Origin of the sequence: Bacillus infantis, from assembly GCF_050107595.1 — a bacterium.
GTDB lineage: Bacteria > Bacillota > Bacilli > Bacillales > Cytobacillaceae > Bacillus_AB > Bacillus_AB infantis_C.
Window position 1 is genome coordinate 130,859 of sequence record NZ_JBNILH010000009.1, and the last position, 25,417, is coordinate 156,275.

The following is a 25,417-nucleotide window of genomic DNA, read 5'->3' on the forward strand; positions in this document are numbered from 1 at the left end:
GCAAATGAACGGGGTGCTGCCTTTTGTTTATACGTAAAGCGAATCGGGCTGAAACAGAACAGCTGCTTTATACAACCGTGCATGTGATGGAGGAAAGCTCAATGGGGCATCTCCAGAATGATCCTCAAAAAGGATTAGGTGCATTTATACCGGCGCTGCAGAATGGGGCATTCTTTTATGTTGCAGTCCATGATTACAAAATCCTCGGCTGGCTGATGGCAGGAAGGGATACGAATCCCGTAAATGGAAATAATGCTGCATTTTTGTATTCACTTTATGTGTTCCCGCCCTACAGGAAGTTAGGGGTTGGAAGGATGCTGATGTCCCATGCGGTGGAAGTGTTCAGGCAGGAGGGATATGAAAAAGTGCAGCTGAATGTTTTTCAGGGGAATCCTGCCAAGAAGATGTACGAGGAGCTCGGCTTTCATGATATATCCACAGTGATGGAAATTAACTTTCGAAGATAATATTTCCCATCTTCTTCCTTTTGGTTTAGAATAAAACAAAAAGGAGGGAGTAGCATGGCTGCCTTCATTACGGGAAAACTGCTTTTCATAGCCCTGCTTCTGCTGATCATCACAGCTGTTAAAAACACTGGCTTATTCGGCCAGGCTGTCAGGGGGCAAGGGTCGGCCTCATTGCCACTGCTTTGTCCCTTTTCAGTTCCATTGTCCTCATATCCAGGTTTCTATTCTGTTTCAGCAGCCGATGACAGCAAAGCTCGCTGATTTGGCTCCAGAGGAAGACAAGCTTGGTTTCCTGTAGGACCAATACCGCTTCCTTTCAGACCGTGCCAAAGCGCTTGTTTGCCGTCAATGTCGTCATTACCTGGATCTATACGGTAGGCATTCTTGCTGCACTGTATGCTCGGGCGCCCGCTCCCGAATACAAGGGGGGGAGCCATGATGTCATCCGGTATTATCAATGGCTTTGCAACAATACTGCTGACTCTATTTGTTTACCCTAAAGCCTCTATTCTCGCCGACAGGGTCGCCAATTAAAAGGCCGGCTATGTGTGTTTAAAAAGCTATTCATTAACCATGGTGACAAGCAAATTCGCCGGGACGCTGTTTGCACAGGCTTATTCATTCCGGCAGCTTATTATGTTGCCTGGTTTCCGAAATGGACCTAAGCCTGCTGCTCATAGCCTGCCAATCTAAATAAAGGGGGAAAAATCATGGGATACATAATGGATCTAAGAAAGGTCGTAGGGACGCGGCCTCTTATTGCTGCGGGGAGCAGTGTCCTTCTATTGGATGGAATGGACAGGCTGCTGCTGCAGCTCCGCAAAGACAACGGCTGCTGGGGCCTTCCAGGAGGATCGCTTGAGCCCGGTGAATCACTCGAAAGCACAGCACTAAGGGAGCTGAAGGAAGAGACAGGGTTTCATGCCGATGATCTTTCATTCTTCAAAGTATATTCAGGCGAGGAGTTATATTATAAGTATCCTCATGGCGACGAGGTTTATAATGTCATTGCTGCTTATATTTGCACGGAATACCATGGAACTGCTGAACCTGATGCTGAGGAAGCAGTGAAGGTTGATTTTTTCCCGCTGGAGCAGCTGCCTGAAAATATCAGCCCTCCAGATAAGATTGTTATAAAAGACTTACTGGAAACAAAGCGTGCTATGAAATAGGCAAGTGATGGGGCTGTTAATTTCCGTTCCAGCCACTTCGCTTTCCGCGGGGCGACGCTGAGCCTCCTCAGAGCAAGCTCTTGCGGGGTCTCAGCATTGCCGCTTCATTCCCGCAGGAGTCTACGAGCCTTGCACTCCAATTAACAGGGTTCTTTATACTTTATGTAAGTTTAACATTGGTTAAAGAACTCTCCCATAGCCCAATCTGTCAAGTAGAGGCCTCCCGGGTCTCTTTTTTCATTCACAGTCCGATAAAGGTTGCTATTTGATGAAGCTATCGCAGATAATAGGAGTATTGTCCAAAAGAAAGCAGGGATTAGAATGAATTTTAAACATCTTGGGATTTCAGATCCTCTTATACATAGACTGGCTGTCCAGGGAATCGAGGAACCGACTGCTGTTCAGGAAAAAGCGATTCCTATTGTACTGGAAGGAAGGGATATCATTGCCCAGGCACAGACAGGCACAGGAAAAACGCTGGGGTTCATTCTTCCAATCCTGGAAAAAATAGATCCGTCTAATGGAAGCACGCAGGCATTGATTGTCACGCCGACAAGAGAGCTCGCCCTTCAGATTACATCAGAAGTGAAAAAGCTGATTGAAGGGATGCCGGACTTGAATGTGCTTGCCGTGTATGGGGGGCAGGATGTCGAAAAACAGCTGCATAAGCTGCAAAAACAGACCCAGATTGTGGTGGCCACGCCTGGCCGCCTTCTTGATCATCTCAGGAGGGGGACTGTCCAGCTGGAAGAGGTTTCGTTCCTTGTCCTTGATGAAGCAGATCAGATGCTGCATATCGGTTTTCTAAATGAGATGGAACTGATTATCAGCCAGACACCTGCTTCAAGGCAGACGATGCTGTTTTCAGCCACCATGCCTGACGATATCAGGAAATTGTCCAAAAAGCATCTGAAGGAGCCGGAGAGCATACGAATTGAAAAAACATTTGTTCCCGAAAAAGCCATCGAGCAGCTGGCTATTTTTACGACAGACAGGGCCAAGCAGAATGCCCTTATCAGCAGGATCAGGGAAGACAGGCCATTCATGGCGATCATATTCTGCCGGACGATCCGCAGGGCCACAAAATTATACGATGCCTTGAAGTCCCAGCGGTTCTCATGCGAAGAACTTCATGGGGATCTTACCCAGGCGAAACGTGAAAAAGTCATGAAGAAGTTTCGTAATGCTGAAATCCAGTTTCTGATTGCAACCGATGTAGCGGCCAGGGGCCTTGATGTGGAGGGCGTGACACATGTATACAATTATGACATCCCCCAGGACAGCGAAAGCTATGTCCACCGCATCGGCCGCACCGGGCGCGCAGGCAAAGACGGCCTTGCTGTCACTTTTTACGCAGAAAAAGATGAGGCGGCTTTAAAAGCGATCGAGCAGGAGCTGAATATAAGACTGCCTAAAGAAGAAAGCACTGCGACTGCCAATTCAACAGCCGATGGCGAGAATAGCAGCAGCGGAAATAAACCTAAAAATCGTTCTGACCGAAACCGCAGGGCTGGCGGCGCTGAATCACGGAGACGGACTGGAGGCAGTACTGACGGGCGGAGGAGCCGGGAAGACCGCAGCAGCCATTCAGGCGACAGGCGCACCAGGTCAAATGAAGGACGAAGAGCAACCGGCGACAGGCGCAGTTATTCAAATGAGGAGCGTATAGAGAATGGCAGCCGTTCCGGGGACAGGCGCTCTTTTAGCGATGGCCGGAGGCTTTCAGGAGAACGTTCTGCTGAAAGATACTCCAGGCCTGATGGGACACGCTCAAGCGGCGGGCGGGCTCGTGACGGACAGCGATCCAGTAGACCAGGTGGAACAGGCGGGCGCAGAGAACAAGGTTCTGCTTCAAGAGGAAGCCGTGGCCCTGGCCGCGGCAGGAGATAATGAGTGAAGGCCGAAATTTGGCCTTCTTTTTTTTGCTAATATGCAATTTTCTTTGCTTGTAAGGCTCCAGGAATCATGAACGGTTATTTTAAGAATTCTTCCATTCTCATCATGTACTTAATTAATTGCTTAAATACTGCTCTCAGAAATCTTTCTCCTGAGGGGCTGAATCGACTGACTGCCAAGGCTCGGGACTGTTTAGAATCGGGAATACCAATTGCCCAAAAAGCTCCTTTTTTCACCATTTTCCATAAGTAATTAAGCCCAATTTAGATAATATATGGAACCTTTGCATTCGAAAAAATGTCTAATGTGCAAAGGGAGGAAGATAAATGTGTTTTCAGAAAAAGACATTATTCTTGCCAAAAAAGGAAATGAGGAGTCTTTTGTCAGACTGATCGAATCTTGCGAGCTATCGCTTTACCGGGTGGCGCGCGGCCTGCTGTCCAATGATAGTGATTGTGCAGATGCCATTCAGGAAACGATCCTGAAAAGCTTCCGCAGCATCCGCAAATTGAAGCAGCCAAAATATTTTAAAACCTGGATCACTCGCATCCTCATCAATGAGTGCCATAACATCCTGAGAAAAAAACAAACAGTCGTGCCTGTGGAGGATATTGAATATTATCTATCAGACCGGTTTCTCGGCGACCCGGCACAGAGCATAAGCGAAGCGATTGGTGAGCTGGATGAAAAACACCGTGCGCCGGTCATCCTTTACTATTATGAGGATTTCTCCGTTAAGGAAATTGCCGAGCTGCTGGAAATCAGTACAGGAACGGTGAAATCAAGGCTGAACCGGGCGAGGGCCAAATTGTCTGTTTATCTTTCTGAGGAAAGGGGAATCGGCAATGCATGAGAAATGCAAGGATGAGCAGCTGAAGAGAATCCTGCAAAATGAGCCGTCATATATGCCGCACTCTATCAAACAACAAATACACTTCACTTTATACCGCCTTCCCAAACATAACAGGACCCTATCCATTGTGATGCATTATCTAATGTACGGAGCAATATTTGTCCTGGCCGCACTTATATTTCTATTCTTTTTCCTTTGGAACGATGAAAAAACTAAGCAAACAGTCTATGAAGATGACCATAACAGACTATTGGAGGGAGAACCCTATTTATCTTGCCAAAAAGAAGGGATTGACATGCATTAGCCCGAATAGAGGAATAATCTGTTAAAAAAAGGAGAGAGCTGCAAATGAAAGCTGTCCTGTTAATCTTTTTAACTATTTTAGGCCATAGCAATGTTCTTTAAAGGAATAGAGCTGCTGCACCTCGGGACAGATGTTGATGGAGACGGGATCGGCATACATTACCTGGGGATTGAAATGGCAATAGCCTTTCCGAACAGAATATTCCAAAAGCTGCCACAGCCTTTCTTGTTGTTTAAGAATTTATTACTTGTAAGTCTTGTGGATAATTATCACTTCTTGATCCACGTCCAGCTCCAGCGCCTACCCCCTCGAGGTCACAAGCCAAACCTCACAAAAGGCAAAGAACGCCTTTCCGGGAGGTTCGTCTTGTGCTTGTCGAGGGTGATCAAGGCGCTTGCGCTTTTGTTCAAGCGGGAGTTCTTCTGGTTCTATATAGCATTATTTCCGCAACCATGTTTAAAAAGGCCGACTGAGCGGAAAAGATGACAACAAAGAGTTGCTGAGTAACGAAAGGCAGGTAATTCTATGACAAAGGAAGGCCTGATGGATTTAAGCCTGATCATTTTTTTCAGTGCCCTGGCCATATGCTTGATTTTTCATGGTTCCTGGCTTGCCGGTACTGCATTTTTCTTCATGCTGGTTTCCAGTATAACCACTTTGGGAAGCTTCTTTCTGAAATAAAAAAGCCGCTAGTCCAGAAATCTGCCGGATGGGATTCATCCGGTTTTTTCATTGAAAGAAAGAGGAGGAATGGAATTATGTTCCGGGAGTGCAGAAAGGCAGCTGGATGGATGGCCGGATTTGAAAAGCCCTGGTTTGTTGCGGGCGGCTGGGCGATTGATCTTTTTATAGGGAAACAGACCAGGCCGCATGCAGATCTGGAAATTGGGATATTCCGGGAAGACCAGCAAGCTTTGAAGAGCTATCTCGAAGACTGGGAGTTTTAGAAGACTGTCAGTGGTTCTCTTATCTCATGGAATGGAGAATACCTTAAGCTGCCGATTCATGAAATTCACGCAGTTGACAGGGTACATAATTTACATCTGGAAGTTCTTCTAAGCGAGTGTGAAGAAGGAAGGTGGATCTTTCGCCGCAATTTCGACATTTCCTGCCCGGCTGCCATGCCATACTATTCACAAAAGATGCTACCCCATATTTAAAACCCGCAAATTGTCCTCCTTTTCAAGCTGAAAGCACGTCCCAGGGATCAGGCAGATTTTCATCGTGCAAAGGATTATCTCAGCAAAGATCAAAGAGATTGGCTTAAGAAAGCCATCCGGCAAATGGACACTGATCACCAGTGGAATTCCTATTTTTAGAAGGAGATTAAGAATGTAGCGTAGAAATGGTAGAGGACTGCCAATTAGGAGGAGAGAAAATGGAAGCATTGCTGGTGATAGATGTGCAGAATGGTATTGTCAGAACAGGGGATTTTTCAGATGTACTGCAAAAAATTGAAAAAGTCATTAAGGATTTTAAAGACCGGGGCAGGCCGGTCATCTTTTTAAAGCATTTGGATGAAGCAGTAGATAGCCCGCTATATGAAAAAGGTGAAGGAGCTGAAATCATCGCGGAATTTTCCGTTTATCCCGATTATGTGATTGAAAAGAGGACTCCAAGTGCCTTTTTTGGGACGCATCTGGCAGAGCTGCTGCAGAAATTGGATATCGAAAAGCTGGTGATTACCGGCTTCAATACAGAGTTTTGCTGTCTCTTTACAAGCATCAGCGCCTATGACAGGGGCTATAAGGTCACTTTCATTGAAGATGCTGCAGGCACTGTAAATAATGATGAGACATATGAAATGCCCGGACTTGATATAAAGGATTTCATCGGGACAGTCCTTCATTGGTCTGAAGTGATAGAGGTGCTGGATTTTGAGGAATATGAAGAAATTTATTTGAAAGTGGCAGAATCTTAAAGTGAAGCAGCCCCCAAACAGGGCTGCTTTTCAGTTATCTGACCTTCAAAGGAAGCTCTTTAACGCCCCTGACAATCATGCCGGGGCGCCACTCCAACTTATCCGGTGAAGCATTCAGGCCGATTTCCGGGAATCTTTCCAGCAGGGAAAGAATGGCTATTTCTCCTTCCAGACGAGCCAGTGGTGCACCGAGGCAAAGGTGGATGCCCTTCCCAAAAGCAAGATGCGGGCTCTTCTCCCGGGTGATGTCCAGGACGTCAGGATCCGCGAATTTCTCATCATCGCGATTAGCAGAATTCAGTGCAGCTATGACCAGTTCACCTTTTTTGATCGTTTGCCCCCGGAATTCGACATCCTCTATTGCCCAGCGGGATGTGCTGTATTCTACCGGACCGTTATAGCGCAGGAGTTCCTCAACGGCATTATGGATGAGCTCCGGCTTCTCCCTCAGAAGCTGAAGCTGGCTTGGATTTTCAAGCAGGGAGAGGATTCCGTTTCCAATCAGGTTGACGGTCGTTTCATGACCCGCAATGATCAGCAGGGAGACGACGCCATACAGTTCTTTTTCTGTCAGTTTATCGCCATCTTCTTCAGCATTAATAAGCTGGCTGATCAGGTCATCACGCGGGTTTTCGCGCAAAAATGCAAACCATTCGCCCAGATAGTGGACAAATTCATTCATATGCTGCTGAATTTCATTCCAATTCTCGCCATTCGATCCTTCAATCAAAGAGTTGGACCAGATCCTGAATTTGTCCTGGTCTTCTGCAGGCACTCCCAGAATTTCCGAAATGACAATGATTGGAAGGGGGAAAGCATAATCATCAATCAGGCTGATTTCTTCCTTGTTTTCCATCCTGTCCAGCAGCTCGTCCGCTATTTCCTTGACTCTGGCGCGCATTCCCTCGATCATCCTGGGTGTAAATGCTTTCTGGACCAGGCCGCGCAGCCGTTTGTGGTCAGGAGGGTCAGAGAAGAGCATATTCTCTGTAAAAATGCTCTCATGATCCATCTGGCCGCCGTAGAGTTTTGAATAGTCCTTGATGAAGCGCTTGTCCTTCAGTGCAGCGACTGCGTCCTCATATTTGGTAATGACCCAGCCAGTCTGTCCATCAGGCATGACAGTTTTATAGACCGGCTGCTCTTCTCTGAGCTTCCGGTAGCCGGGATAGGGGTTTTGAATAAACTCTTTTGAAAAGATCCTGTATGCTTCCGGGTTGTCATGATGGTTTCCGTTAAACACGCAAATCGCTCCTTTGCTAGTACATCTCATACATAAAATAAGCGTAGCATAAAGAGGATGTTAAAATATAACAATAACCATCTGTTTGCTGAAATTTCGTGCCAATGTCTCAGATAACCAATCAGGAATATAGGCTTATTTCCAGAATTTCCACCCTTTTTTTGCCTTTTCCTCGGCAGCAGCAGCCTGCCGGAAGCCGACGACAAAATCCTGGAAGATATCTTCACGCTGTTTGATATCCGCCCGATACTGCTCTCTCTCCTCATTCATGGCATGGAGATAGGCATCACGGTCCTTATTCAGTGTATCAATGAGGCTGGTAATCTCGTGATTAGTAATTTCGGCAGATTTTGAAATATAGTGGATCATTGTTTTGAATTCTTCAGAAGCCGCTTCCGAGGAATCTGACACACGGGCTGTCAATTGGCGGATCTGTTCATAAGTGCCTTCCGAAGCTCTCGCAACTTCTTCAGAAAAGGCTCCGAATGTTTCGGAGGTTTCTTCCGAAGCCTGGTCGATTTTGTGAGACAGGCTTTTAAGCTGGGATTTGGTCCCTTCAGCTGTTTTATATATAGAGTCTGATATTGATTTGACTGTGTGCACCGATCCTCTTGAAATCTCTTTTTTTACCTCTTCAAGTACTTCTTTACGGATGCCATTCCTGATTTCTGAACGGATATCAGCTAGAAAGCTTTCTTTGTAGCTATCAAGGGCCTCCATAAAGAGCTCCATATCATTTACAGGATTCGCCTCATGGCTTCTTGTTACGGCTGGGGGCGATGCCGGCATTGGTACGGCTTCTTCTTCGCTGCGCCCGTCCAGGTGAATCTGCATAAGATGGCGGATCATTTCCTTGCTGAGATTCTTCTCGCGCATCTCTTTAATTTTTCCCAATAGCTCAATTTCAGTATCAGTAAAGAACCGCACCCCCTGCTTGGAACGGGGAATAACAAGAAGGCCATTTAAATCTTTTTCCCACTGCCTAAGTGTCCCGGAAGGAACCCCTATCTTCTTCGAAACCTCTTTAATCGTGTAAGCTTTCATAAATTGAGTCTCCATAAAAAACACCCTTTCAATTATATTAAATATGATTTTGCAAAACGGATCAAAGCCGGTTTTATCATTGCCTGTTATATTCCGCAAGGCTGTCTTTATTCCTGCCGGGTGACAAAAGCTCACAAAACTAGACGGAATCCTTCATAGGAAGGGAAATAGCACGAAACTGGGGGAAAAAGGGAGGAGGATGGCAGCAGCTGAGGAACCCTAATCTATCCTAGACTGGAAAAGAAGGGAGGGAATGTGTCGGAAAGATTAAGTTATCTTTAATTTGAGGCAAATTTCTTGAAAGTACCCCGAGCAGACTTAATAATAAAATTACTAGAATGTATGCAGCTAAGGAGAATTTGCAGATGAACAAAGCTTGGGGAATCGCTATTGCCGCAACAGTGGGTCTTTCTATTACTCTGGGAGGCTACCATTTGATGGATGCAGAAAATGAGGAGCCGGGAATGGCCCTGGCAGCGGAAATACATAGTAAAGCAAAGAATGCGCCGATACTGAAGAATGAAATCATAAAGGAGGAAGTGATGCTGGATGTCCCATTGTTCAACCAGATGGACGCACCCCGGCTGTATAACGGCTGTGAGGTGACAAGCCTCGCCATGCTGCTGAGTTATAAAGGCTATAAGGTAACGAAAAACGAATTGGCGGATCGTATTGATACCGTCCCGCTCCGCTATAGTGACGGACGCTACGGCAGCCCGAATGCCGGGTTCGTGGGGGACATGGCCAACGGGCCCGGGCTTGGCGTCTACAGTGGACCAATTTTCAAGCTGGCCCAGTCTTATGCCGGCGATAAGGCGGAAAACCTGACAGGGAAGAGCTTTGATGAAATTCTTAAAAAGGTTAGTGAAGGCTTGCCCGTATGGGTTATAACAACAGCCAGTTTAACGCCGGCTGCTTCCTTTGAAAAATGGGATACGCCCGAGGGGGCGGTAGAGGTCACATTCAACATGCACAGCGTCGTGATCACTGGCTATGATGATGATCATATCTATGTAAACGACCCTTATGGCACAAAAGACAGGAAGGCGGAAAAAGAAGCTTTCATAAAAGCTTGGAAGATAATGGGCAGTCATGCTGTATCCATCAATTAAACTAAATAATAAAGAGGGCCTGATCAGAGTCAGGCCCTTTTTACCGTTCTCCTGTGTGTCCTGCGGCGGAAATACCAGCGCAGTGCAGGGGGGACGGCGAAAAAGATAAAAAAGATACGGAAAAGCTGATAGCCGGTGACTGTTGCCAGATCTGCATGAACCTCGTGTGCCAGGATCCCCATTTGGTCCATTCCTCCTGGAGCCAGGCTGAGAAAGCTGGTGGCAGAAGAAAGATCATACTCGAATGCCAGCAGGGTACTCAATAACAGGGATATTCCGATAAGCAGAGCGCCGCTTAAAAGGGCAAGCGGGATGGTTTTGGTTTTGTGATGGAGCTTTTCCGGCCTCATAAGGAGGCCGATATGGGCGCCGATGAAAAACTGGGACAGATCCAGCAGGGAAGGAGGAAGCGAAGGTCCACTCGCATAAAAAATCCCTATAAGAGCGGTTGAGACAATCGGGCCAAGCAGATAAGGTGTCGGCAGCCTTAATTTTTTCCCTAGATATGCACCTGTCAGTGATGCGGCGACAAAGGGGATGACACCCGGAAAAAGGGCACTCCATCCTGGTATTTCTTCCTGCATGATGGCAGCTGGCCCCGCTTCTCCTGATAAAAGCGGACCTAATACTAAAAAAGGGACAAAGAACACGATCATCAGCAGTCTTGCAACCTGCAGAAAGGTTACTGTCGTCAAGTCAATGCCTTCTGATTCTTCTGCAAAAACAAGCATTTGCGAAAGCCCTCCAGGTATGCTGCCTGTAAGGACCGTTGGAAAATCAATTCCGGATATGCGGGAAACGATGATGGCAAGGAGGACCGAAGACGCAATGGTAAGCAAGGTCAAGGCGAGCATGCTTGGCAGCTTGCCTGACATCTGGATGACCGCATCCTTTGTGAATGACAAACCAATGCTGTATCCGACCATCAGAATTCCCGCGTCCCTCAGTTTTCTTGGCCATTCCAGCTTGAAGGGAATGAACCTGCTGGCAGCAAGTATGGCCGTCAGACTGCCCAGCAGCCAGGGAATAGGAAGGTGAAGGACAGTAAAGATCATACCGCCGGCCAGAGCAATGAAAAAGGCAGCCAGGAACCCCTTGTTATTTGAAATGATTTGCATGCTGCAACCTTCTTTGTTTGTTTAGTTTTCCTAAATATATCTTACCATTTTTTTGCTGATCCCCCAAGAAGTGCAGCTTCCAGCTGGAATCTTCACATAGAAAAAGCGCAAGCCATAAGGCCTGCGCTTTCAGCTGCATAAGCAGCTAAATTTCCCCTAAAGGGGACACGGAAGGTTCAGCTTTGCGGCCGAATCGGTTCTAAGTCCACCGATTAAGCACCAGGGTTCCTTGCGAACGGAAAACAAAGGAACCTTCCATTATGATGCCAAAATCAGAAGTCGCTGCTAATCGATTCATCGTTTATCAGTCCCTTCGATAGATTGGCTTGCCTTCTTTCTTTACCCCATGCCTTGCTCATAAAACATATTAATACCTCTGTCATAAGATTAATACAATAAAAAGCTATTTTGGATGCTATAATATATCAGTAGTGTTAATTTTTTCCTTGTATGTTAAAAAGGGGGAAGCGTGCTATGACTGGTGAATTGATTCTGCTGGTAGATGATGATCCTGATATACAGGATATTCAAAAGGCTTATTTATATAAGGAAGGCTTCAGGCTTGCCTTTGCAGCAACAGGGACAGAGGCGGTGCATCTGGCAGAAAGCCTGGAGCCGAATTTAATCATCCTTGACGTGGCTTTGCCGGATATGGATGGATTTGAGGTTTGCCGTATCCTCCGAACGAAGACAAAGGTTCCAATCCTATTCGTAAGCGGAAGGGAAGATGATATAGACCAGATTATCGGACACAGGATCGGCGGCGATGACTATGTAACAAAACCGTTCAGCCCGCCAGTGCTCGTGGCTAAGGTAAAGAGCCATATTAGAAGATTCAAAGAGCTGTCAGTTAGCCCAAAGCCTAATGATGGGCAGGCATTAATATTTGGGAAGCTGGCAATTGACAGGGCCAGCTGTGAGGTGACGAGGGAAGGAAAGCCGATCTCTCTGGCCTCAAAGGAATATCAGCTGCTCTGCTGCTTCGCTGAAAACGCCGGCCGTGTATTCAGTGCAGAGCACCTGTTCGATTCTATTTGGGGAAAAGACAGCTTAGGGGATATAAGGACTGTCATGGTACATATCAGTAATCTCCGCAAGAAAATCGAACAGGACCCAGCCCGTCCGGAATATATCATCACAGTCAGGGGCATGGGCTATAAATTCAATGGAGGTTAAGCTTTTTGGCGGCTTTAAAGAATTCCCTGACTTCCTTTGCCGTCATGCCAAGCTTTATTGCTTCTTCCATTAAACATATCCATTCATACAAATCATGTTCATAAGAGAGTGCTTTCTCTTCCTTCTTCATGCCCATTCCTCCAGACTATTCTTCTCGTTGACTACATTATAAAATGGAAAGTTAAAGTTTTATTAAAGCCGTATTAAAGTTTCGCTTAAATAAGAGGGTGACCATTATGATTAAGAACATTAATCTTCCTGGATACAGGCTGATTGCCGCTGAAACCGAAAATGAAGAATTTATGTTTCTGAAAGGCTACTCAGTCAAAGGCAGGGAGCAAGTGCTGATTAAGACATATAAAAACGATGTGCTGTCAGATATGGAGATCGCCGCTCTCGTCCACGAATTCCATCTCACAAAGGAAATGGAAGAAGACAGCATCTTAAAAGCCGAAGAGTTATTCATACATTTAAAAAAGCCATATCTGGTCTGCAGGTACTTTCCTTGTATAACGTTAAGGGAGTTCTGCAGAACAAAGAATTTCGACCTGAAAGAGATGCTGGACATTTCAGCCAAACTTGCAGGGGCAATCCTGCAGGTACACCAGCAGCATATTATCCATAAATCGGTCAATCCAGGAAATATCCTATTAAACCCCATGGATGGCAAGCTGAAAATTACAGGTTTCGGCCAGTCAACGCTTTTAAAGGAAGAGCACCCCTCCTTGAACGCTGCCAGTCTGGCCAATTTGGCCCATTTGCCTTACATTTCCCCTGAACAGACTGGAAGATTGAACAGGCTTGTTGATTATCGTTCAGATTTCTACTCAGCAGGAAGTATATTCTTTGAATTATTTACCGGTGAATTGCCTTTTAAGGCTAAAGAACCGCTTGAGCTTGTGTACGAGCATCTGACAAAAAGTGTGAAGAATCCCTGTGACTTAAATCCTGACATTCCGCCTGTAATTAACTCAATCATCATGAAGCTGCTTGAAAAGATGCCTGAAAATCGATACAGCAGTGCTTTCGGTATTCGCGCCGATCTTCTCCGCGCCTCGGAAAATTTGAATTCCGGCAGGCAGCAGGAAATATATCCACTTGGGACAGACGATGACAGTATGCTGTTTGAAACCGGAAGGAAGCTGTATGGACGGGAAATTGAAAAAAGAGAAATCCTTAATGTTTTTGAGGAGGTGAGCCGCGGGAGTTCATGCGCCGTGTTCCTGCCAGGTTCCCCCGGGATGGGAAAGACCGCTCTTGTACACGAGATCCAAAAGCCGCTTATCCGGGAAAAAGGCTATTTTGTTTCTGGAAAATATGACATGCTGCAAAGGCAGATGCCTTATGCACCAATCATTGCGGCATTCCGTTCTCTCGTGCTGCAGGTAATGCTGGAAAGCGGAAGCCGCAAAGAAAAATGGGCATCTAAATTGAAGGAAGGCTTTACCGGCAATTATGCCGCCCTTTTCTCTGTTATACCTGAGCTGGGCATGCTCATGGGAGAGCAGGCTGAAGAAGAAGAGACGAATGGGGCAGACGCACATCAGCAATTTTTGTTTCATATCCACCAGTTTGTATGCTTGTTTGCCGATGAAAAGCATCCGCTTGTGCTCTTTCTTGATGATCTTCAGTGGGCAGATATTGCTTCACTGGAGCTGATTGAATATCTCATGCTGAAGGGCATGATTCCCCATTTTATGCTTATCTGTGCATATAGGGACAATGAAACAGTGCCCGGCCATCCAGTAAGAATGACACTTGCCAAGCTGGGGGAAGGAGAAGCTGCCATTCATCACATCCCGGTCCGCACTCTCAGCCAAGGTGAGGTTTATGCATGGGTAGGTAATGCCCTGAGAGATGATGGGGAAACAGCTTTAGAACTGGGAGGACTTTTACACAGGATTACCGGGGGGAACCCGCTGTTCATCAGCCAGCTCCTTCTTTCCTATTTTGAGGAAGGCTTTATCACTAGCGATCCGGAAGAAAGAAAATGGAGAGCTGATATGGGAAAAATAATGGACAGGCCAGTAAATGACGGAATATCCGGTTTTATGGAAGAGCGTTTTCAGAAACTGCCTGAAGCAGCTAAGGAGATTCTAAGGGCTGCCTCCTGTTTTGGAAACAGGTTTGATTTCAAAACTCTTTCCCTCCTGTTCGAAGACCGGCCGGACTGGCTCGCTGAATCTCTATGGATGGCCCTGGAATCAGGCTTTATCCTCCCTAAAGATCCTTTATACAAATATATTCATTCCAGCGGCTATGTGGATGCTATGCCAACAGAGTACAGCTTCCTTCACGATACCGTCCAGCAGGCAGTCTATCAGTCTATGAACATGGAAGAACGGAATACCTCACATTTGAGGATCGGCAGGCTGCTTGTCAGCATGAAGGAGAATTCACATGCCCGCATTTTCCAGATTGTCCACCATTTGAATTCCTGCAGTGAACAGCTTGAAGTGAAAGAAAGGCACCCACTGGCGGAATGGAATGCCGCTGCCGGGGAATTGGCCAAGGACGCTGCTGCCTTTTGGGAAGCACTCTCCTATTTCCAGGCTGCACTTGAGCTGTCAGGGGAAGATTGGAACGAAAAATATGAACTGACCTTCCGAATATTCAAGGGTCTTGGTGAATGCTTTTATCTGACAGGAAAAATGGATGAAGCTGAAAAAACCTTTACTCTAGTCCTTGAAAATGCAAAGACTAACTATGAGAAATTATCAATCTATAACCTGCAGATCACTTTATTCACCCATATGCACAGAGTAAAAGAAGCGGTCAACTCAGGAATAAAAGGCCTTAAACTCTACGGGATCACTTTTGCACCAAGTATCGGAAAACGTGCCATTGTACTGGAATTTTTTCGTGCAAGATTTGCTTTGCGGGGCAAATCCCAAGAGGATATCATTTCCCTACCTGAAATGACGGACCGGGACAAAAGGCTAATACTGCAGACGCTCATCAACCTGAACGCTCCATCCTACCATGCAGACCAGAATCTTGCCACAATGCTGATGCTGAAGGCACTGAACTACACACTTAACAATGGATTGACAGATTTAAGCGCCCTGGTATTCAATAATTACAGCCTGATATTAAGCGCAGGATTCAGTGATTTCAAGGGCAGTTACGACTACGGCAGGCTGGCAATCAAACTGTCTCAGCATTTTGGTGCCACAGGCATTAAAGGCCGGGTGCAGTTTGTCTTTGGAAGCTTTGTCAGCCACTGGAGAAATCCGATTTCAGACAATCTGCACCACCTCACAGATTCACAGAGATACTGCCTGGATGCAGGAAATATTCATCTTGCCGGTGCTAATAGTTCATTCATAGTCATCACCATATTTATGAAAGGATCGCCGCTTGAAGAGGCGCTGGAAGGTATCCGGAATCAGATCAGGTTCGTCAATAGAATTCAGTATCCTATTTCAATCGGTTTTTTGTCGGAGATGGAGGAATGGGTCCTCTATTTAAAGAAAGAAAAAGAGAGTCATGATTGGACCTTCACGCCCGTGCTTGATGATGACTCTGCAAAAATCATCCATTATACAATCCGGCTGCAGATGAGCTATCTTTTTCAGAAGACTGCGTATGCCGAGGAGCTTATTCAGAAACTGGCACCGCTTGTCAGCAAAAGGCTGACGCTGGTCATTGTTCCTGAATACCATTTCTATCATGGTTTATGGTTAGTCCGTTTTTATGAACAGGAAAAATTGAAAAAAAACAAAGCTTCCCATCTGGCTAAACTGAAGGATTCTATTTCGAAAATGAAACGCTGGGCAGCTCTTTCCCCTGCAAATTTCCGGCATAAGTATTTGCTTTTGAAAGCTGAATATCGAAGGATTGCCAAGAGAGATTCCAACCTTTTTAACATATATGATGAAAGCATCCAAGAGGCGGAAAAGAACGGCTTCCTGCAGGATGCTGCACTGGCAAATGAATGTGCAGGCCGCTATTTCTCTTCACAGGGATATAGCAGGATGGCAAGCTCATTTTTCTCGGAAGCGTTTAAAGGATACCTTCTTTGGGGGGCAGAAGCCAAGGCAGATAAACTGCGGCTAGAGACTAAAATTTCCTTACTGAAGGAGCCGGAAAGCGGGCATGCTATTCAGTTTGATGAGTATGCCCTTGTTTCCGCCGCCCAGAGCATATCAAGGGAAGTGGTGCTTGAGAATCTGCTGTCCCGGCTTCTGGAGGTCACCATGCATTACAGCGGGGCAGACAGGGGTATTCTCCTCTTTAGGCGGGATGATATTTGGACTATCGGAGAATATGCTGGTGATGGCGAACGGCCGGGACGCTTTGAGCCGGTACATGGAAGAGAAATGCTGTCCGAACAGGCAATAGAACTTGCAGAGCTGAGCAGAGAAGGGATCATTCTTGGCCACGCCAGTGAAAACAGCTTGATCTCAGGGGATCCATATGTCAAAAGGGTACTGCTGAAGTCGCTTCTTTGCCTGCCGATTCTGAATAAGGGTGAAGTAAAAGGTATAATGTATCTGGAAAACAACCAGATTTCCCATGCATTTACAAAAGAGAATCTCAGGGTTCTTGAATTGATTGCTTCTCAGGCAGCCATTTCTTTGGAAAATGCCGATCTGTATGAGAGGATGGAAGCAAGGGTTGCCCGGCGGACCGAAGAACTGAATGAAGCAAATATCCGGCTGGAGCTGGCCAATAAAGAACTTGACCGCGCCAGGCAGGCAAAGAACATCATCTTATCTGATATTTCTCATGATTTGAGATCTCCCCTTGCTGCGATTAAGGGCTATATAGAAGCTGTACAGGATGGGATTGCCGATTCAGAAGAGCAAAAAGAAGAATTTCTGCAGCGGAGTGTAAGCCGCCTGAATGAACTGAATGTCCTGATCCATGATTTATTCGATTTATCCAGGATGGAGGCTGGCCAAATCCGATTTGAGATGGATTATCTTCCTCTTGGCCAGGTGCTCACCCGTATATGGAATCAATTCGAATTCGAAGCTGAAAGAAAAGGACTTTCTTTTGTCCTGGACCTGGAGGAGAAAACTGATATTGAAGATGCGCCGATGGTGGAAGCCGATCCTGCCAGACTGCTTCAGGCCTTCTCAAATCTGATCTCAAACAGCATCAAACATACGGAGTCCGGCGGTTTGATTCTGAGCGCCAGGCTGGCCGGCCAGGGCGGCCGGGTCAGGATCTGTCTGTCAGATACCGGCAGCGGCATCCCTGCTGCCAGGCTTCCATTCATATTTGACAGAAACTATACAAAGACAAGCAAAAACAGCAGGACGGCCGGGAATGGCATCGGTCTTTCAATCACCAGGGAAATCATTGCAAGGCATAAAGGGAAAATCTGGGCAGAAAGCAGTGAAGGAGAGGGCACATCCATCTTCATTGAACTGCCGGTCTACCGCTTTTCAGCAGAGATGGTTTAGAAAAGATTTTCGCTTTACGCGGGGCAGAAAAAAAGTTACTATTTAATTGTCAATCTAATAAGCAACTACTGGGGGTGCCTGCGGAAAGCAGGCTGAGAGAAAAACTGGCCCGTTTTTTAACCCTTTGCACCTGATCTGGATGATGCCAGCGTAGGAAAGTAGCGAAGAGAAACTATTTGCTAATTGCTATGCACAAATGCCAGGTCCTTTCAGGGGCGTGGCTTCTTTGTTGTTGAAAGGAGAATAAGGAATGAACACATTAGACATAGCTGGGATGCTGGAAAAGCTGAGGGCTGAAAAGCCGCTTGTACATAATATCACCAATATGGTTGTCACCAATTTTACCGCTAACGGCCTGCTGGCTCTAGGGGCCTCGCCGGTCATGGCTCATGCTGCAGAAGAAGCTGCCGATATGGCCAGCATTGCAGGGGCGCTGGTCCTGAACATCGGCACTCTTACTTCCCCTGTGGTGGAATCTATGAAAATTGCGGGAGTATCAGCGGGCAGAAACTCGGTGCCGATCATCCTGGATCCGGTTGGGGCAGGGGCAACAGCTTACAGGACCGAGACAGGCAAAAGCCTTCTTGAAGAGCTGCCGGTCTCCATTTTGCGGGGCAATGCGGCTGAAATATCCCATCTTGCCGGAAAAGGAGGAGAAATAAAAGGGGTTGATGGCGGGGAAGCCGGCAATCCTGAACATATTGCTGAACTTGCTGCAGTATTGTTCAATACCGTAACTGTTATTACAGGGAGGGAGGACATCGTATCAGATGGAAAAACAATTATCCGCATCACAGGCGGAAGCAGCCTTCTCACAAAGGTTACAGGAACCGGCTGCCTGCTGTCTTCCGTCATAGGCGCTTTCCATGCAATCGAATCAGATTCACTGAAAGCCGCGGCAGCTGCACTGGCTGTTTATTCTGCAGCGGCCGAAATGGCTGCAGAAGCTGCCGGAAGCAAGGGCCCTGGAACGTTTCAAATCGAGCTGCTTAACAGCCTTGCCCTGATCAAGGCGGAGGATCTTGAAAAAAGGTCCTGCATAACCGTCCTGAAAGGAGAATTGAAGAATGGCAATTAAAAAAGCATTGACGATAGCAGGTTCAGACAGTGGAGGCGGAGCCGGAATCCAGGCTGACCTTAAGACTTTCCAGGAACTCGGTGTCTATGGAATGTCAGCACTGACAGCGATCACCGCTCAGAACACTACTGGCGTGCAGGCGGTCTTCCCAATGACCGCAGAAGCTGTCAGTAAACAGATAGAGAGCATTGGAAGCGATATGGGGACGGATGCTTTAAAAACAGGGATGCTTTTTGATGCAGACATTATTAAAGCTGTTTCTGAGGTAATCAGCCATTATAAATGGACCAAGCTGGTTGTCGACCCTGTGATGATTGCCAAGGGAGGGGCAAGCCTCCTCCAGGAAAGCGCCATGGCCGCCCTGAAGGATCATTTGCTGCCGCTGGCCCATATCATCACCCCTAATATTCCTGAAGCAGAAGTAATTACCGGCATGAAAATCTCTTCATTAACCGACCGGAAAGAAGCGGCCAGGAAATTATGCGCGCTTGGCGCCGGCAATGTAGTCATAAAAGGGGGGCATGATGCTGGAAATTCAGAAGCTGCTGCTGATCTGCTTTTTGATGGGAGCAGCTTTGAGGTGTTTGAAGGAAGGAGGGTGGATACAGTCAATACCCATGGGACCGGATGCACCTTTTCAGCAGCCATCACGGCAGGCCTGGCGAATGGGCTTTCCTTAAAGGACAGCGTCCGGCTTGGAAAAGACTTTATCCAGGCAGCCATCGAAGATGATCTGCTGATCGGAAGCGGCCATGGCCCGACAAACCACTGGGCTTATAAAAATAGACAGAAAGCAGAGGGGATGGCATATGGCGCGAATTGACAGTCAAACCATGAAAGAGCTGTTGAGGGTCTATTTTATCATGGGCAGTACAAACTGCCTTAAAAATCCGGAGAAGGTTATGAAAGAGGCGATTAAAGGCGGAATCTCCCTGTTTCAGTACAGAGAAAAAGGGGCAGGCTGTCTTGGCAGGCAAGAAAAATACTTGTTTGCAGAACAGCTTCAGCGATTGTGCAGGACCAGCGGCATTCCTTTTATCGTTAATGATGACATAGAACTGGCATGTGAAATTGGCGCAGACGGCGTCCATATCGGGCAGGACGACGAGCCGGCCGAAGCAGTGCGGGAGAAAATTGGGGATAAGATTCTGGGGGTATCCGCCCATTCAATTGTGGAAGCTAACGAAGCCATCAGGGCGGGAGCAGATTATCTGGGTCTTGGCCCCATTTACCCTACGTCAACAAAAGCAGATGCCAAGGCAGTTCAGGGAATAGCTCTTATTCAGGAATTGAGAGAGTGTGCCATTACAATGCCAATTGTAGGAATAGGCGGAATAACGCCACGCAATGCACGTGCCGTAGTGCAGGCCGGGGCAGATGGCGTTTCTGTCATAACAAGCATAAGTCAGGCTGAAGATATAAAGGGAGCCGCTGAAAGTCTGAGAAGAAGTGTAACCATATAGAAGATTCAGAGCCTGCATATAGGTGCAGGCTATTCTCTTTAGTCTATGATCAGGATAGTTTTCCCCATGCTCTGCCTGCTCTCTATCCAGTTATGGGCCTCAGCTGCCTCTGCCAAGCTGAAAGTTTTTCCGATTCTCATGCGGAGACGGCCTGTTTCCAGTAAACCGATGATTTTTTCGGCAGAAGCTTTTACAAGATGCGGCTTTTTCTTGCGCACCATACCAAAGCTGAAGCCGAGGAGGGAGCGGCAGCTGCTGTGGAGATCACTTGTCTGTACAGTCCCGGCTTTTCCGGAAGCATTGCCGAAATTGACTATCCTTCCAAAAGGTGCAAGGCAATCCAGACTTTTTTCCGTCACTGCACCGGCAACAGAATCAAGGATAACATCGGCCCCTTTTCCTTCTGTCCATTCCATTACTTTAACCTGGAAATCTTCCTTAGTATAACAGGCAGCATAATCGGCTCCTGCTTCCATTGCGTATGCTGTTTTTTCAGGAGAACCAGCCGTGGCAATCACTTTCCCTGCGCCAAGTATCCTGGCAAGCTGAATGGCAGTGGTGCCGACACCGCCCGCGCCGGCATGGATAAGTACGGTTTCTCCATGCTGAATTCGCGCGACTTCTTCAAGCAGCTTGAGCGATGTTATTCCGGCAATCGGAAATGCCGCTGCCTGTATATCTGAGATGTTTATCGGGATAGGGAAGGTAAGCATGGCTGGGGCGACAGCATATTCGGCATAAGATCCTTTAGAAGGAAACGCAATGACCCGCTGCCCTGGAATAAGGCCCTTCACACCGTTCCCTAGTGCCTCTATCGTGCCGGTACAGTCTATACCAGGAATATAAGGAAGGGGACCGCCACCTTTTTTGCCGTACCTCGCCTTAATATCGGCAAAATTCACACTGGCTGCCTTCACTTTAATCAGAACTTCCCCTGCAGCAGGCACCGGCCTTTCAGCTTCTGCCAGAATCATATTTTCAGAACCGCCATACTTTGTAACATGTATCGCTTTCATTATAAGCCTCCTTTTGTATGTATCTGCTATTATCTATTTTAACGTTTAATTAGAAAGGTAAAATAATCAAAATATTATCGGATGCTATAAGAAAAGCTTATAGAGTTATTAACCATAAAAACAAGTTTCCCTATAAATGGGGGTGTTGATTTCCGTTCCAGGCACTTCGCTTTCCGCGGGGCGAAGTTGAGCCTCCTCGCGCTGCGCGCTGTGGGGTCTCAACATTTCCGCTGCAATCCCGCAGGAGTCTGCGTGCCTTCCACTCCAATCAACAGATTTTACAAATTTTTATGGCGGCACTTCTGGTAAAGGCTTAATATCGTCCCTATTATTAATTTAAGATACATAACGATTTTTACTGTATAATTTTCTCTAAGAATACCAGGAAAAGAGGACAAAGGATGAATTTTATACGCAGCAAATTCAGCTGGCGGTTTTTTATTTTTTTAATACTGGCCGTCCTTATAACAAGAATGCCTGTCATCGGCGACTATTCAGGCATCATCAATACGCTCATTCATGAATCCGGCCATGCGCTTTTCGCCCTGTTTGGGGGAGAAGTTCACCATATTTCCCTTTTTGCCAATACAGAAGGTGTTACATACACAAGACATTCAAACTGGTTCGGAGGAGTGTTTACTGGAGCCGCGGGGTACGTTTTTTCATCTTTTATGGCTTTCATTGCCTTTTGGCTGCTTGGGAAGAAAAAGGACAAAATGCTGATCATGATTCTCCTCAGCTTTATCATTCTTAACCTGGTTTTTTGGGTGCGGAATGCTTACGGGATCTTCTGGCTGATTTCCTTTGGTGCTGGCTTTGGTTTTCTTTTAAAGAAAGGGAGCCCTTCGCTCGTACAAAATGTCTTGCTCCTGATCGCATCCATCATGCTCGTTGAATCAGTCACAAGTGCCTTCGAGATTATGCTGCTGAGCTTCATATCTCCTCAGACAGCAGGGGATGCAGCCAATCTGTCCGCTTCTCTTTTGCTTCCTGCACAAGTATTTGGGTCCTTGTTCTTTCTGCAGGCGATATGGTTCTGTTATTTGTCCATAAAAAAAGGCATATTTAAATTAAGCCGCTAATTAAAAAGAATTTCTTATCTGGACAGATTTTTACACATGCATTACTATGAGAAAACAAGGGAACTTACAAAATCAACCAGTTAAAGACTAACTTTAAATATAGTGGAGGAGTTATGAAACTGACGACTGTGATTAATCCTGCCATCCTTGTCGCGACGGGGCTGGTGGCTTCTTTCGCTTATGAAAATATCCTGCCGCAATCCCTGAAGTCATTAGCCGTCTTCGTTTCCATCGGGCTCATCCTGCTGTTAACCGACTATACTCTGAAAAAGCTGTCTCTGGACAAAAAGGAAATACGCATGGAAACCGGTGTCTGGCTGATCATCGCCTTTTTACTTGGTCCGCTGGCACTCTCATTGATTATGGATGTGTTTGGGGCAGGGGTATAACTAAATGAAAATAAATGAGGGTCAATATGAAAGAAATCGTACAATATTATGTGATCAATTCTGACTTGAAAATGTCAGCCGGGAAAGCTGCTGCCCAGGCTGCCCATGCAGCAGCCATTAGTGTACTCACATATATGGAGGAACCACTTTTCAAAGAATGGCTAATGAGCGGCCAAACAAAAATCATGCTCTCCGGCCGCGAATCAGAGCTCAAGAGGCTAGAAGAAAAAGGCTATGTAACGATCAAAGACGCCGGAAGGACAGAGGTTGCACCAGGAAGCCTTACAGCAGCAGCCCTGCCGCCGATGGATAAAGAAGAAGCCAAAATGATTGTCGGGCATCTTCGGCTGTATAAATAAGCTTAAATTAGGGAGGATCCTATGAAAACCATCTGCCGGGCCATAACTGTTCTTCTTGCTCTATTCATGCTCCAGGAAGGACTTGAAGCTCTCTCTGCACCCGATCCAGCTGAAGTGGAAGAAATGAAGCTCGAGGCCCCATTGCATATAGTGGGCAAGGTGGAAAAAGATGAGTTCTTTCATGATTTGCCAGACGAAGAATATCTCCATGTCAGGAAAATGACCATTTTACCCTCAAAAGTAATAAAAGCGCCCGGCAGCTTTGACTATGAAACAGCTGTAGAGGTTTATTATCATTATATTCCATCCTGGATGGCTGAAGAATTTACAGGTCCTGCCCGGATGGATATCGCAAAGGGAGATATAATAGAGATTTGGCTAGAAGAAGGCAAAGATGGATGGGAGCCTGTCATATCCTGCTCATCTGTCATGTATGTGCATTATATGACAGAGCGTGAGGAAGCAGCAGAAGAGCCTCTCATTCATAAAATAAAAAGGCTTGCTGAAAATATCCTTAGAGAAAGCGGAATATTAACGGCGCTGGTTTTTATTTTTCTGCTCCTCGCCATCATTTACTTATCAAGAAAATATCCTGCAAGAAAATCAGTCTAAAACTGTGAGACGAGCTAATCCTTAAAATTCCCCTTAAGAGTTTGAGTATGAAAACTTATATTTTCAGACTCACAGCTGGTCTCATTCGAGGAAAGAGGGAATGGCTTTTTCCATGAAGTGCAGGAAAAATAGAGATTTTTTGAACAATTCTTAAATAAAATCTTGAAGAAAAGCAGCGCCCGGAGTTTTGCCGGGCGTTTTTTCTTTTGTTAAAGAATCTATAAATTGTAAGAATTGTGAATAATTTTCAATTCCTGATCCACGTCCAGCAGCTGCGCCGAGGTCACAAGCCAAACCTCTCAAAAAGGCAAAGAACGGCTTTCCGGGTTCGTCTTGATGCCCCCAGGATGGGGGTCATGCAGACGTAGCCACAGGACGTGGCGTTCTTAGTATGCGTTCCTTCAGGGTGATCAAGGCACTTGCGCTTTTGTTCCGTCTGCTTGGGCTTTTTCCTTTGTACAGTAATATAAATCATTCACTTTGCTTGTATAATTCCCATATTAATTCCATATCATTGTTATTTCTTTAAACGATTCGCACATACTACTATTAATAAAGGAGGATCGGAAGATGGAACTTCATCATGAACCAAGGCTCACCAGTGCTGAGATAGCTTACTTATGGAACACGTATATGGATGACAGTGCAACCCTCTGTATGATTTATCATTTTAACCAGAGAGTGGACGATCAGGACATCAAGGTTTGCCTGGAGCATACAATTCAATTGGCGGAAAGCCATATGGAAAGGGTAGGACAGCTTTTTAACAGGGAAAATATTCCGCTGCCCCGTGCCTTTCCGGCTGAACAGCATGTTAATCTTAATGCCGACCGTCTATTTACAGATATGTTTTATTGCGATTTTATGCTTAATGCGGCCAGGTTTGCAGTCCTTTCCCATACAATGGGCTTAAACATTTCTTCAAGGGAAGATGTTTACATACTCTATTCTGAATTCAATGAAGAAGCTAACCGTGTGCTGAAAGAGATTCTTGATACTATGAAAGGAAAGGGGATATTTGTCCGCCCGCCTTACATCCCATATCCGGATAAGCGTGATATCGTAGAAAAGAAAAGTTTTCTCAGGGGATGGATGGGAAAAAGAAGGCCGCTGCTTGCCATTGAAGCAGCACAGCTGTTTGACAATGGCATTACCAACCAAATGGGCAAGGAACTGCTGACAGGATTCATCCAGACCGTTAGAGATCCGCAAATTAAAGATTATTTCTTTAGGGGCAGAGGGCTCGCTGCAGATTTTGTTTCTAAGGTGCAAGGCCTGCTAGGAGAGGACCTGGTGCCAAATGGGATGAGCTGGGATTCAAAAGTAACAAAATCAACTGATGCACCATATTCAGATGAATTGATGCTATTTTTAGTTTCTACTCTGAATGCATTGGGGGTGGCCCGTTATGGACAGGCGCTGTCCATGACACTTCGTAGGGATGTTGCTGCTTATTATATGAGATGTTTTGCCGACACTACCGCCTATTCAGAGGATGGGCTTGACATACTCATTCAAAACGAATGGTTTGAGCAGCCGCCGCAATGTCCGGAAAGGGATGAACTTGCCGGGAAATGACAGCCATGTGTTTTATATTGCTTTAAAGATATCGGAAATAAAGTACATAAAATCAGCCAGCTGCTGGAGAAGCACTCGTTTAATGCTTCTCCAGCAGCTGGCCCGGCACTCAGGAAACGC

24 protein-coding genes, 1 pseudogene and 1 riboswitch are annotated in these 25,417 nt (G+C 46.2%); of the genes and pseudogenes, 20 read left to right on the top strand and 5 right to left on the bottom strand.

Features of this window, described 5'->3' with window-relative positions:
* Positions 1-23: 23 nt before the first annotated feature.
* From ACQCVH_RS18715 to ACQCVH_RS18755, 9 genes and pseudogenes are all read left to right on the top strand, one after another.
* Complete coding sequence (locus tag ACQCVH_RS18715) at positions 24-467, top strand: GNAT family N-acetyltransferase (RefSeq protein ID WP_426837115.1); 444 nt, start codon at positions 24-26, stop codon at positions 465-467.
* Positions 468-521: 54 nt separating this feature from the next.
* Positions 522-1,132 (top strand): annotated as a pseudogene (locus tag ACQCVH_RS18720) (lipid II flippase family protein).
* Between the two features lie 45 nt (positions 1,133-1,177).
* A complete protein-coding gene (locus ACQCVH_RS18725; RefSeq protein WP_426837116.1) occupies positions 1,178-1,639 on the top strand; it encodes an NUDIX hydrolase in 462 nt (153 codons plus the stop codon).
* 321 nt (positions 1,640-1,960) lie between these two features.
* A complete protein-coding gene (locus tag ACQCVH_RS18730; protein ID WP_426837117.1) occupies positions 1,961-3,529 on the top strand; it encodes a DEAD/DEAH box helicase in 1,569 nt (522 codons plus the stop codon).
* A 334-nt stretch (positions 3,530-3,863) separates the two neighbouring features.
* Positions 3,864-4,388, top strand: a complete 525-nt coding sequence (locus ACQCVH_RS18735; RefSeq protein ID WP_426837118.1) for a sigma-70 family RNA polymerase sigma factor — start codon at positions 3,864-3,866, stop codon at positions 4,386-4,388.
* Entirely contained in the window at positions 4,381-4,692 is a 312-nt protein-coding gene (locus ACQCVH_RS18740; protein WP_426837119.1) for a hypothetical protein, read from the top strand. Before ACQCVH_RS18735 ends, ACQCVH_RS18740 begins: the two co-directional genes overlap by 8 nt.
* 525 nt (positions 4,693-5,217) lie before the next feature.
* Positions 5,218-5,373 carry a hypothetical protein gene (locus ACQCVH_RS18745; protein ID WP_426837120.1) on the top strand — a complete coding sequence of 52 codons (156 nt, stop codon included), beginning with the start codon at positions 5,218-5,220 and terminating at the stop codon, positions 5,371-5,373.
* 77 nt (positions 5,374-5,450) lie between these two features.
* Positions 5,451-5,639 (top strand): nucleotidyltransferase domain-containing protein, encoded by a 189-nt coding sequence (locus ACQCVH_RS18750; protein ID WP_426837121.1) that lies wholly within the window; start codon positions 5,451-5,453, stop codon positions 5,637-5,639.
* A gap of 431 nt (positions 5,640-6,070) precedes the next feature.
* On the top strand, positions 6,071-6,613 hold the full coding sequence (locus ACQCVH_RS18755) for a cysteine hydrolase family protein (RefSeq protein WP_426837122.1): 543 nt from the start codon (positions 6,071-6,073) through the stop codon (positions 6,611-6,613).
* Between the two features lie 34 nt (positions 6,614-6,647).
* Here ACQCVH_RS18755 and ACQCVH_RS18760 read toward each other — a convergent pair whose 3' ends face one another.
* Both ACQCVH_RS18760 and ACQCVH_RS18765 read right to left on the bottom strand, forming a co-directional pair.
* Positions 6,648-7,856 (bottom strand): cytochrome P450 family protein, encoded by a 1,209-nt coding sequence (locus ACQCVH_RS18760; RefSeq protein ID WP_426837123.1) that lies wholly within the window; start codon positions 7,854-7,856, stop codon positions 6,648-6,650.
* Between the two features lie 135 nt (positions 7,857-7,991).
* Positions 7,992-8,915, bottom strand: coding sequence for a MerR family transcriptional regulator (locus tag ACQCVH_RS18765; RefSeq protein WP_426837124.1), 924 nt, complete (start codon positions 8,913-8,915; stop codon positions 7,992-7,994).
* Positions 8,916-9,265: 350 nt separating this feature from the next.
* Here ACQCVH_RS18765 and ACQCVH_RS18770 point away from each other — a divergent pair, with 350 nt between their 5' ends.
* The gene (locus tag ACQCVH_RS18770; RefSeq protein WP_426837125.1) at positions 9,266-10,012 is read left to right on the top strand and encodes a C39 family peptidase; all 747 of its coding nucleotides are present in this window, start codon (positions 9,266-9,268) and stop codon (positions 10,010-10,012) included.
* A gap of 29 nt (positions 10,013-10,041) precedes the next feature.
* Here the strand turns inward: ACQCVH_RS18770 and ACQCVH_RS18775 are convergent, their stop codons facing one another.
* Positions 10,042-11,130, bottom strand: coding sequence for an AbrB family transcriptional regulator (locus ACQCVH_RS18775; protein ID WP_426837126.1), 1,089 nt, complete (start codon positions 11,128-11,130; stop codon positions 10,042-10,044).
* A 474-nt stretch (positions 11,131-11,604) separates the two neighbouring features.
* On the opposite strand from ACQCVH_RS18775, the gene ACQCVH_RS18780 reads away from it, so the two are divergent.
* Positions 11,605-12,306 (top strand): response regulator transcription factor, encoded by a 702-nt coding sequence (locus ACQCVH_RS18780; protein ID WP_426837127.1) that lies wholly within the window; start codon positions 11,605-11,607, stop codon positions 12,304-12,306.
* On the opposite strand, the gene sinI is transcribed toward ACQCVH_RS18780, so the two are convergent.
* Positions 12,293-12,436 (bottom strand): DNA-binding anti-repressor SinI, encoded by a 144-nt coding sequence (gene sinI, locus ACQCVH_RS18785; protein WP_426837128.1) that lies wholly within the window; start codon positions 12,434-12,436, stop codon positions 12,293-12,295. The two genes, ACQCVH_RS18780 and sinI, sit on opposite strands and share 14 nt — an antisense overlap.
* Positions 12,437-12,542: 106 nt before the next feature.
* Between sinI and ACQCVH_RS18790 the strand changes: the two genes are divergently transcribed.
* From ACQCVH_RS18790 to thiE, 4 genes are all read left to right on the top strand, one after another.
* Positions 12,543-17,720, top strand: a complete 5,178-nt coding sequence (locus ACQCVH_RS18790) for an AAA family ATPase (RefSeq protein WP_426837129.1) — start codon at positions 12,543-12,545, stop codon at positions 17,718-17,720.
* Between the two features lie 60 nt (positions 17,721-17,780).
* Positions 17,781-17,894, top strand: a riboswitch (TPP riboswitch).
* A gap of 76 nt (positions 17,895-17,970) precedes the next feature.
* A complete protein-coding gene (gene thiM / locus ACQCVH_RS18795; protein WP_426837130.1) occupies positions 17,971-18,798 on the top strand; it encodes a hydroxyethylthiazole kinase in 828 nt (275 codons plus the stop codon).
* On the top strand, positions 18,788-19,621 hold the full coding sequence (gene thiD, locus ACQCVH_RS18800) for a bifunctional hydroxymethylpyrimidine kinase/phosphomethylpyrimidine kinase (RefSeq protein ID WP_426837131.1): 834 nt from the start codon (positions 18,788-18,790) through the stop codon (positions 19,619-19,621). The genes thiM and thiD overlap by 11 nt, the downstream gene beginning before the upstream one ends.
* Positions 19,608-20,261, top strand: a complete 654-nt coding sequence (gene thiE, locus ACQCVH_RS18805; RefSeq protein WP_426837132.1) for a thiamine phosphate synthase — start codon at positions 19,608-19,610, stop codon at positions 20,259-20,261. Before thiD ends, thiE begins: the two co-directional genes overlap by 14 nt.
* Positions 20,262-20,299: 38 nt before the next feature.
* Here the strand turns inward: thiE and ACQCVH_RS18810 are convergent, their stop codons facing one another.
* The gene (locus tag ACQCVH_RS18810) at positions 20,300-21,277 is read right to left on the bottom strand and encodes a quinone oxidoreductase family protein (protein ID WP_426837133.1); all 978 of its coding nucleotides are present in this window, start codon (positions 21,275-21,277) and stop codon (positions 20,300-20,302) included.
* 401 nt (positions 21,278-21,678) lie between these two features.
* On the opposite strand from ACQCVH_RS18810, the gene ACQCVH_RS18815 reads away from it, so the two are divergent.
* The 5 genes from ACQCVH_RS18815 (at position 21,679) to ACQCVH_RS18835 (ending at position 25,297) form a co-directional block, all read left to right on the top strand.
* The gene (locus ACQCVH_RS18815) at positions 21,679-22,359 is read left to right on the top strand and encodes a M50 family metallopeptidase (RefSeq protein ID WP_426837134.1); all 681 of its coding nucleotides are present in this window, start codon (positions 21,679-21,681) and stop codon (positions 22,357-22,359) included.
* 113 nt (positions 22,360-22,472) lie between these two features.
* Positions 22,473-22,748: a hypothetical protein gene (locus ACQCVH_RS18820; RefSeq protein ID WP_426837135.1), complete on the top strand. Its 276-nt coding sequence runs from the start codon at positions 22,473-22,475 to the stop codon at positions 22,746-22,748.
* A gap of 26 nt (positions 22,749-22,774) precedes the next feature.
* Positions 22,775-23,107, top strand: a complete 333-nt coding sequence (locus ACQCVH_RS18825) for an aminoacyl-tRNA hydrolase (protein ID WP_426837136.1) — start codon at positions 22,775-22,777, stop codon at positions 23,105-23,107.
* 21 nt (positions 23,108-23,128) lie between these two features.
* Positions 23,129-23,719: a hypothetical protein gene (locus tag ACQCVH_RS18830; protein WP_426837137.1), complete on the top strand. Its 591-nt coding sequence runs from the start codon at positions 23,129-23,131 to the stop codon at positions 23,717-23,719.
* 570 nt (positions 23,720-24,289) lie between these two features.
* Entirely contained in the window at positions 24,290-25,297 is a 1,008-nt protein-coding gene (locus ACQCVH_RS18835) for a DUF3231 family protein (protein WP_426837138.1), read from the top strand.
* Positions 25,298-25,417 lie beyond the last annotated feature (120 nt).

Excerpts from the sequence above, each read along its gene's own strand:
- ACQCVH_RS18725 (WP_426837116.1), top strand. The coding sequence starts at position 1,178 with ATGGGATACATAATGGATCTAAGAAAGGTCGTAGGGACGCGGCCTCTT.
- ACQCVH_RS18730 (WP_426837117.1), top strand. The coding sequence starts at position 1,961 with ATGAATTTTAAACATCTTGGGATTTCAGATCCTCTTATACATAGACTG.
- ACQCVH_RS18740 (WP_426837119.1), top strand. The coding sequence starts at position 4,381 with ATGCATGAGAAATGCAAGGATGAGCAGCTGAAGAGAATCCTGCAAAAT.
- ACQCVH_RS18745 (WP_426837120.1), top strand. The coding sequence starts at position 5,218 with ATGACAAAGGAAGGCCTGATGGATTTAAGCCTGATCATTTTTTTCAGT.
- ACQCVH_RS18750 (WP_426837121.1), top strand. The coding sequence starts at position 5,451 with ATGTTCCGGGAGTGCAGAAAGGCAGCTGGATGGATGGCCGGATTTGAA.
- ACQCVH_RS18755 (WP_426837122.1), top strand. The coding sequence starts at position 6,071 with ATGGAAGCATTGCTGGTGATAGATGTGCAGAATGGTATTGTCAGAACA.
- ACQCVH_RS18765 (WP_426837124.1), bottom strand. The coding sequence starts at position 8,915 with ATGGAGACTCAATTTATGAAAGCTTACACGATTAAAGAGGTTTCGAAG.
- ACQCVH_RS18770 (WP_426837125.1), top strand. The coding sequence starts at position 9,266 with ATGAACAAAGCTTGGGGAATCGCTATTGCCGCAACAGTGGGTCTTTCT.
- ACQCVH_RS18775 (WP_426837126.1), bottom strand. The coding sequence starts at position 11,130 with ATGCAAATCATTTCAAATAACAAGGGGTTCCTGGCTGCCTTTTTCATT.
- ACQCVH_RS18780 (WP_426837127.1), top strand. The coding sequence starts at position 11,605 with ATGACTGGTGAATTGATTCTGCTGGTAGATGATGATCCTGATATACAG.
- sinI (WP_426837128.1), bottom strand. The coding sequence starts at position 12,436 with ATGAAGAAGGAAGAGAAAGCACTCTCTTATGAACATGATTTGTATGAA.
- ACQCVH_RS18790 (WP_426837129.1), top strand. The coding sequence starts at position 12,543 with ATGATTAAGAACATTAATCTTCCTGGATACAGGCTGATTGCCGCTGAA.
- thiM (WP_426837130.1), top strand. The coding sequence starts at position 17,971 with ATGAACACATTAGACATAGCTGGGATGCTGGAAAAGCTGAGGGCTGAA.
- thiD (WP_426837131.1), top strand. The coding sequence starts at position 18,788 with ATGGCAATTAAAAAAGCATTGACGATAGCAGGTTCAGACAGTGGAGGC.
- thiE (WP_426837132.1), top strand. The coding sequence starts at position 19,608 with ATGGCGCGAATTGACAGTCAAACCATGAAAGAGCTGTTGAGGGTCTAT.
- ACQCVH_RS18810 (WP_426837133.1), bottom strand. The coding sequence starts at position 21,277 with ATGAAAGCGATACATGTTACAAAGTATGGCGGTTCTGAAAATATGATT.
- ACQCVH_RS18815 (WP_426837134.1), top strand. The coding sequence starts at position 21,679 with ATGAATTTTATACGCAGCAAATTCAGCTGGCGGTTTTTTATTTTTTTA.
- ACQCVH_RS18820 (WP_426837135.1), top strand. The coding sequence starts at position 22,473 with ATGAAACTGACGACTGTGATTAATCCTGCCATCCTTGTCGCGACGGGG.
- ACQCVH_RS18825 (WP_426837136.1), top strand. The coding sequence starts at position 22,775 with ATGAAAGAAATCGTACAATATTATGTGATCAATTCTGACTTGAAAATG.
- ACQCVH_RS18830 (WP_426837137.1), top strand. The coding sequence starts at position 23,129 with ATGAAAACCATCTGCCGGGCCATAACTGTTCTTCTTGCTCTATTCATG.
- ACQCVH_RS18835 (WP_426837138.1), top strand. The coding sequence starts at position 24,290 with ATGGAACTTCATCATGAACCAAGGCTCACCAGTGCTGAGATAGCTTAC.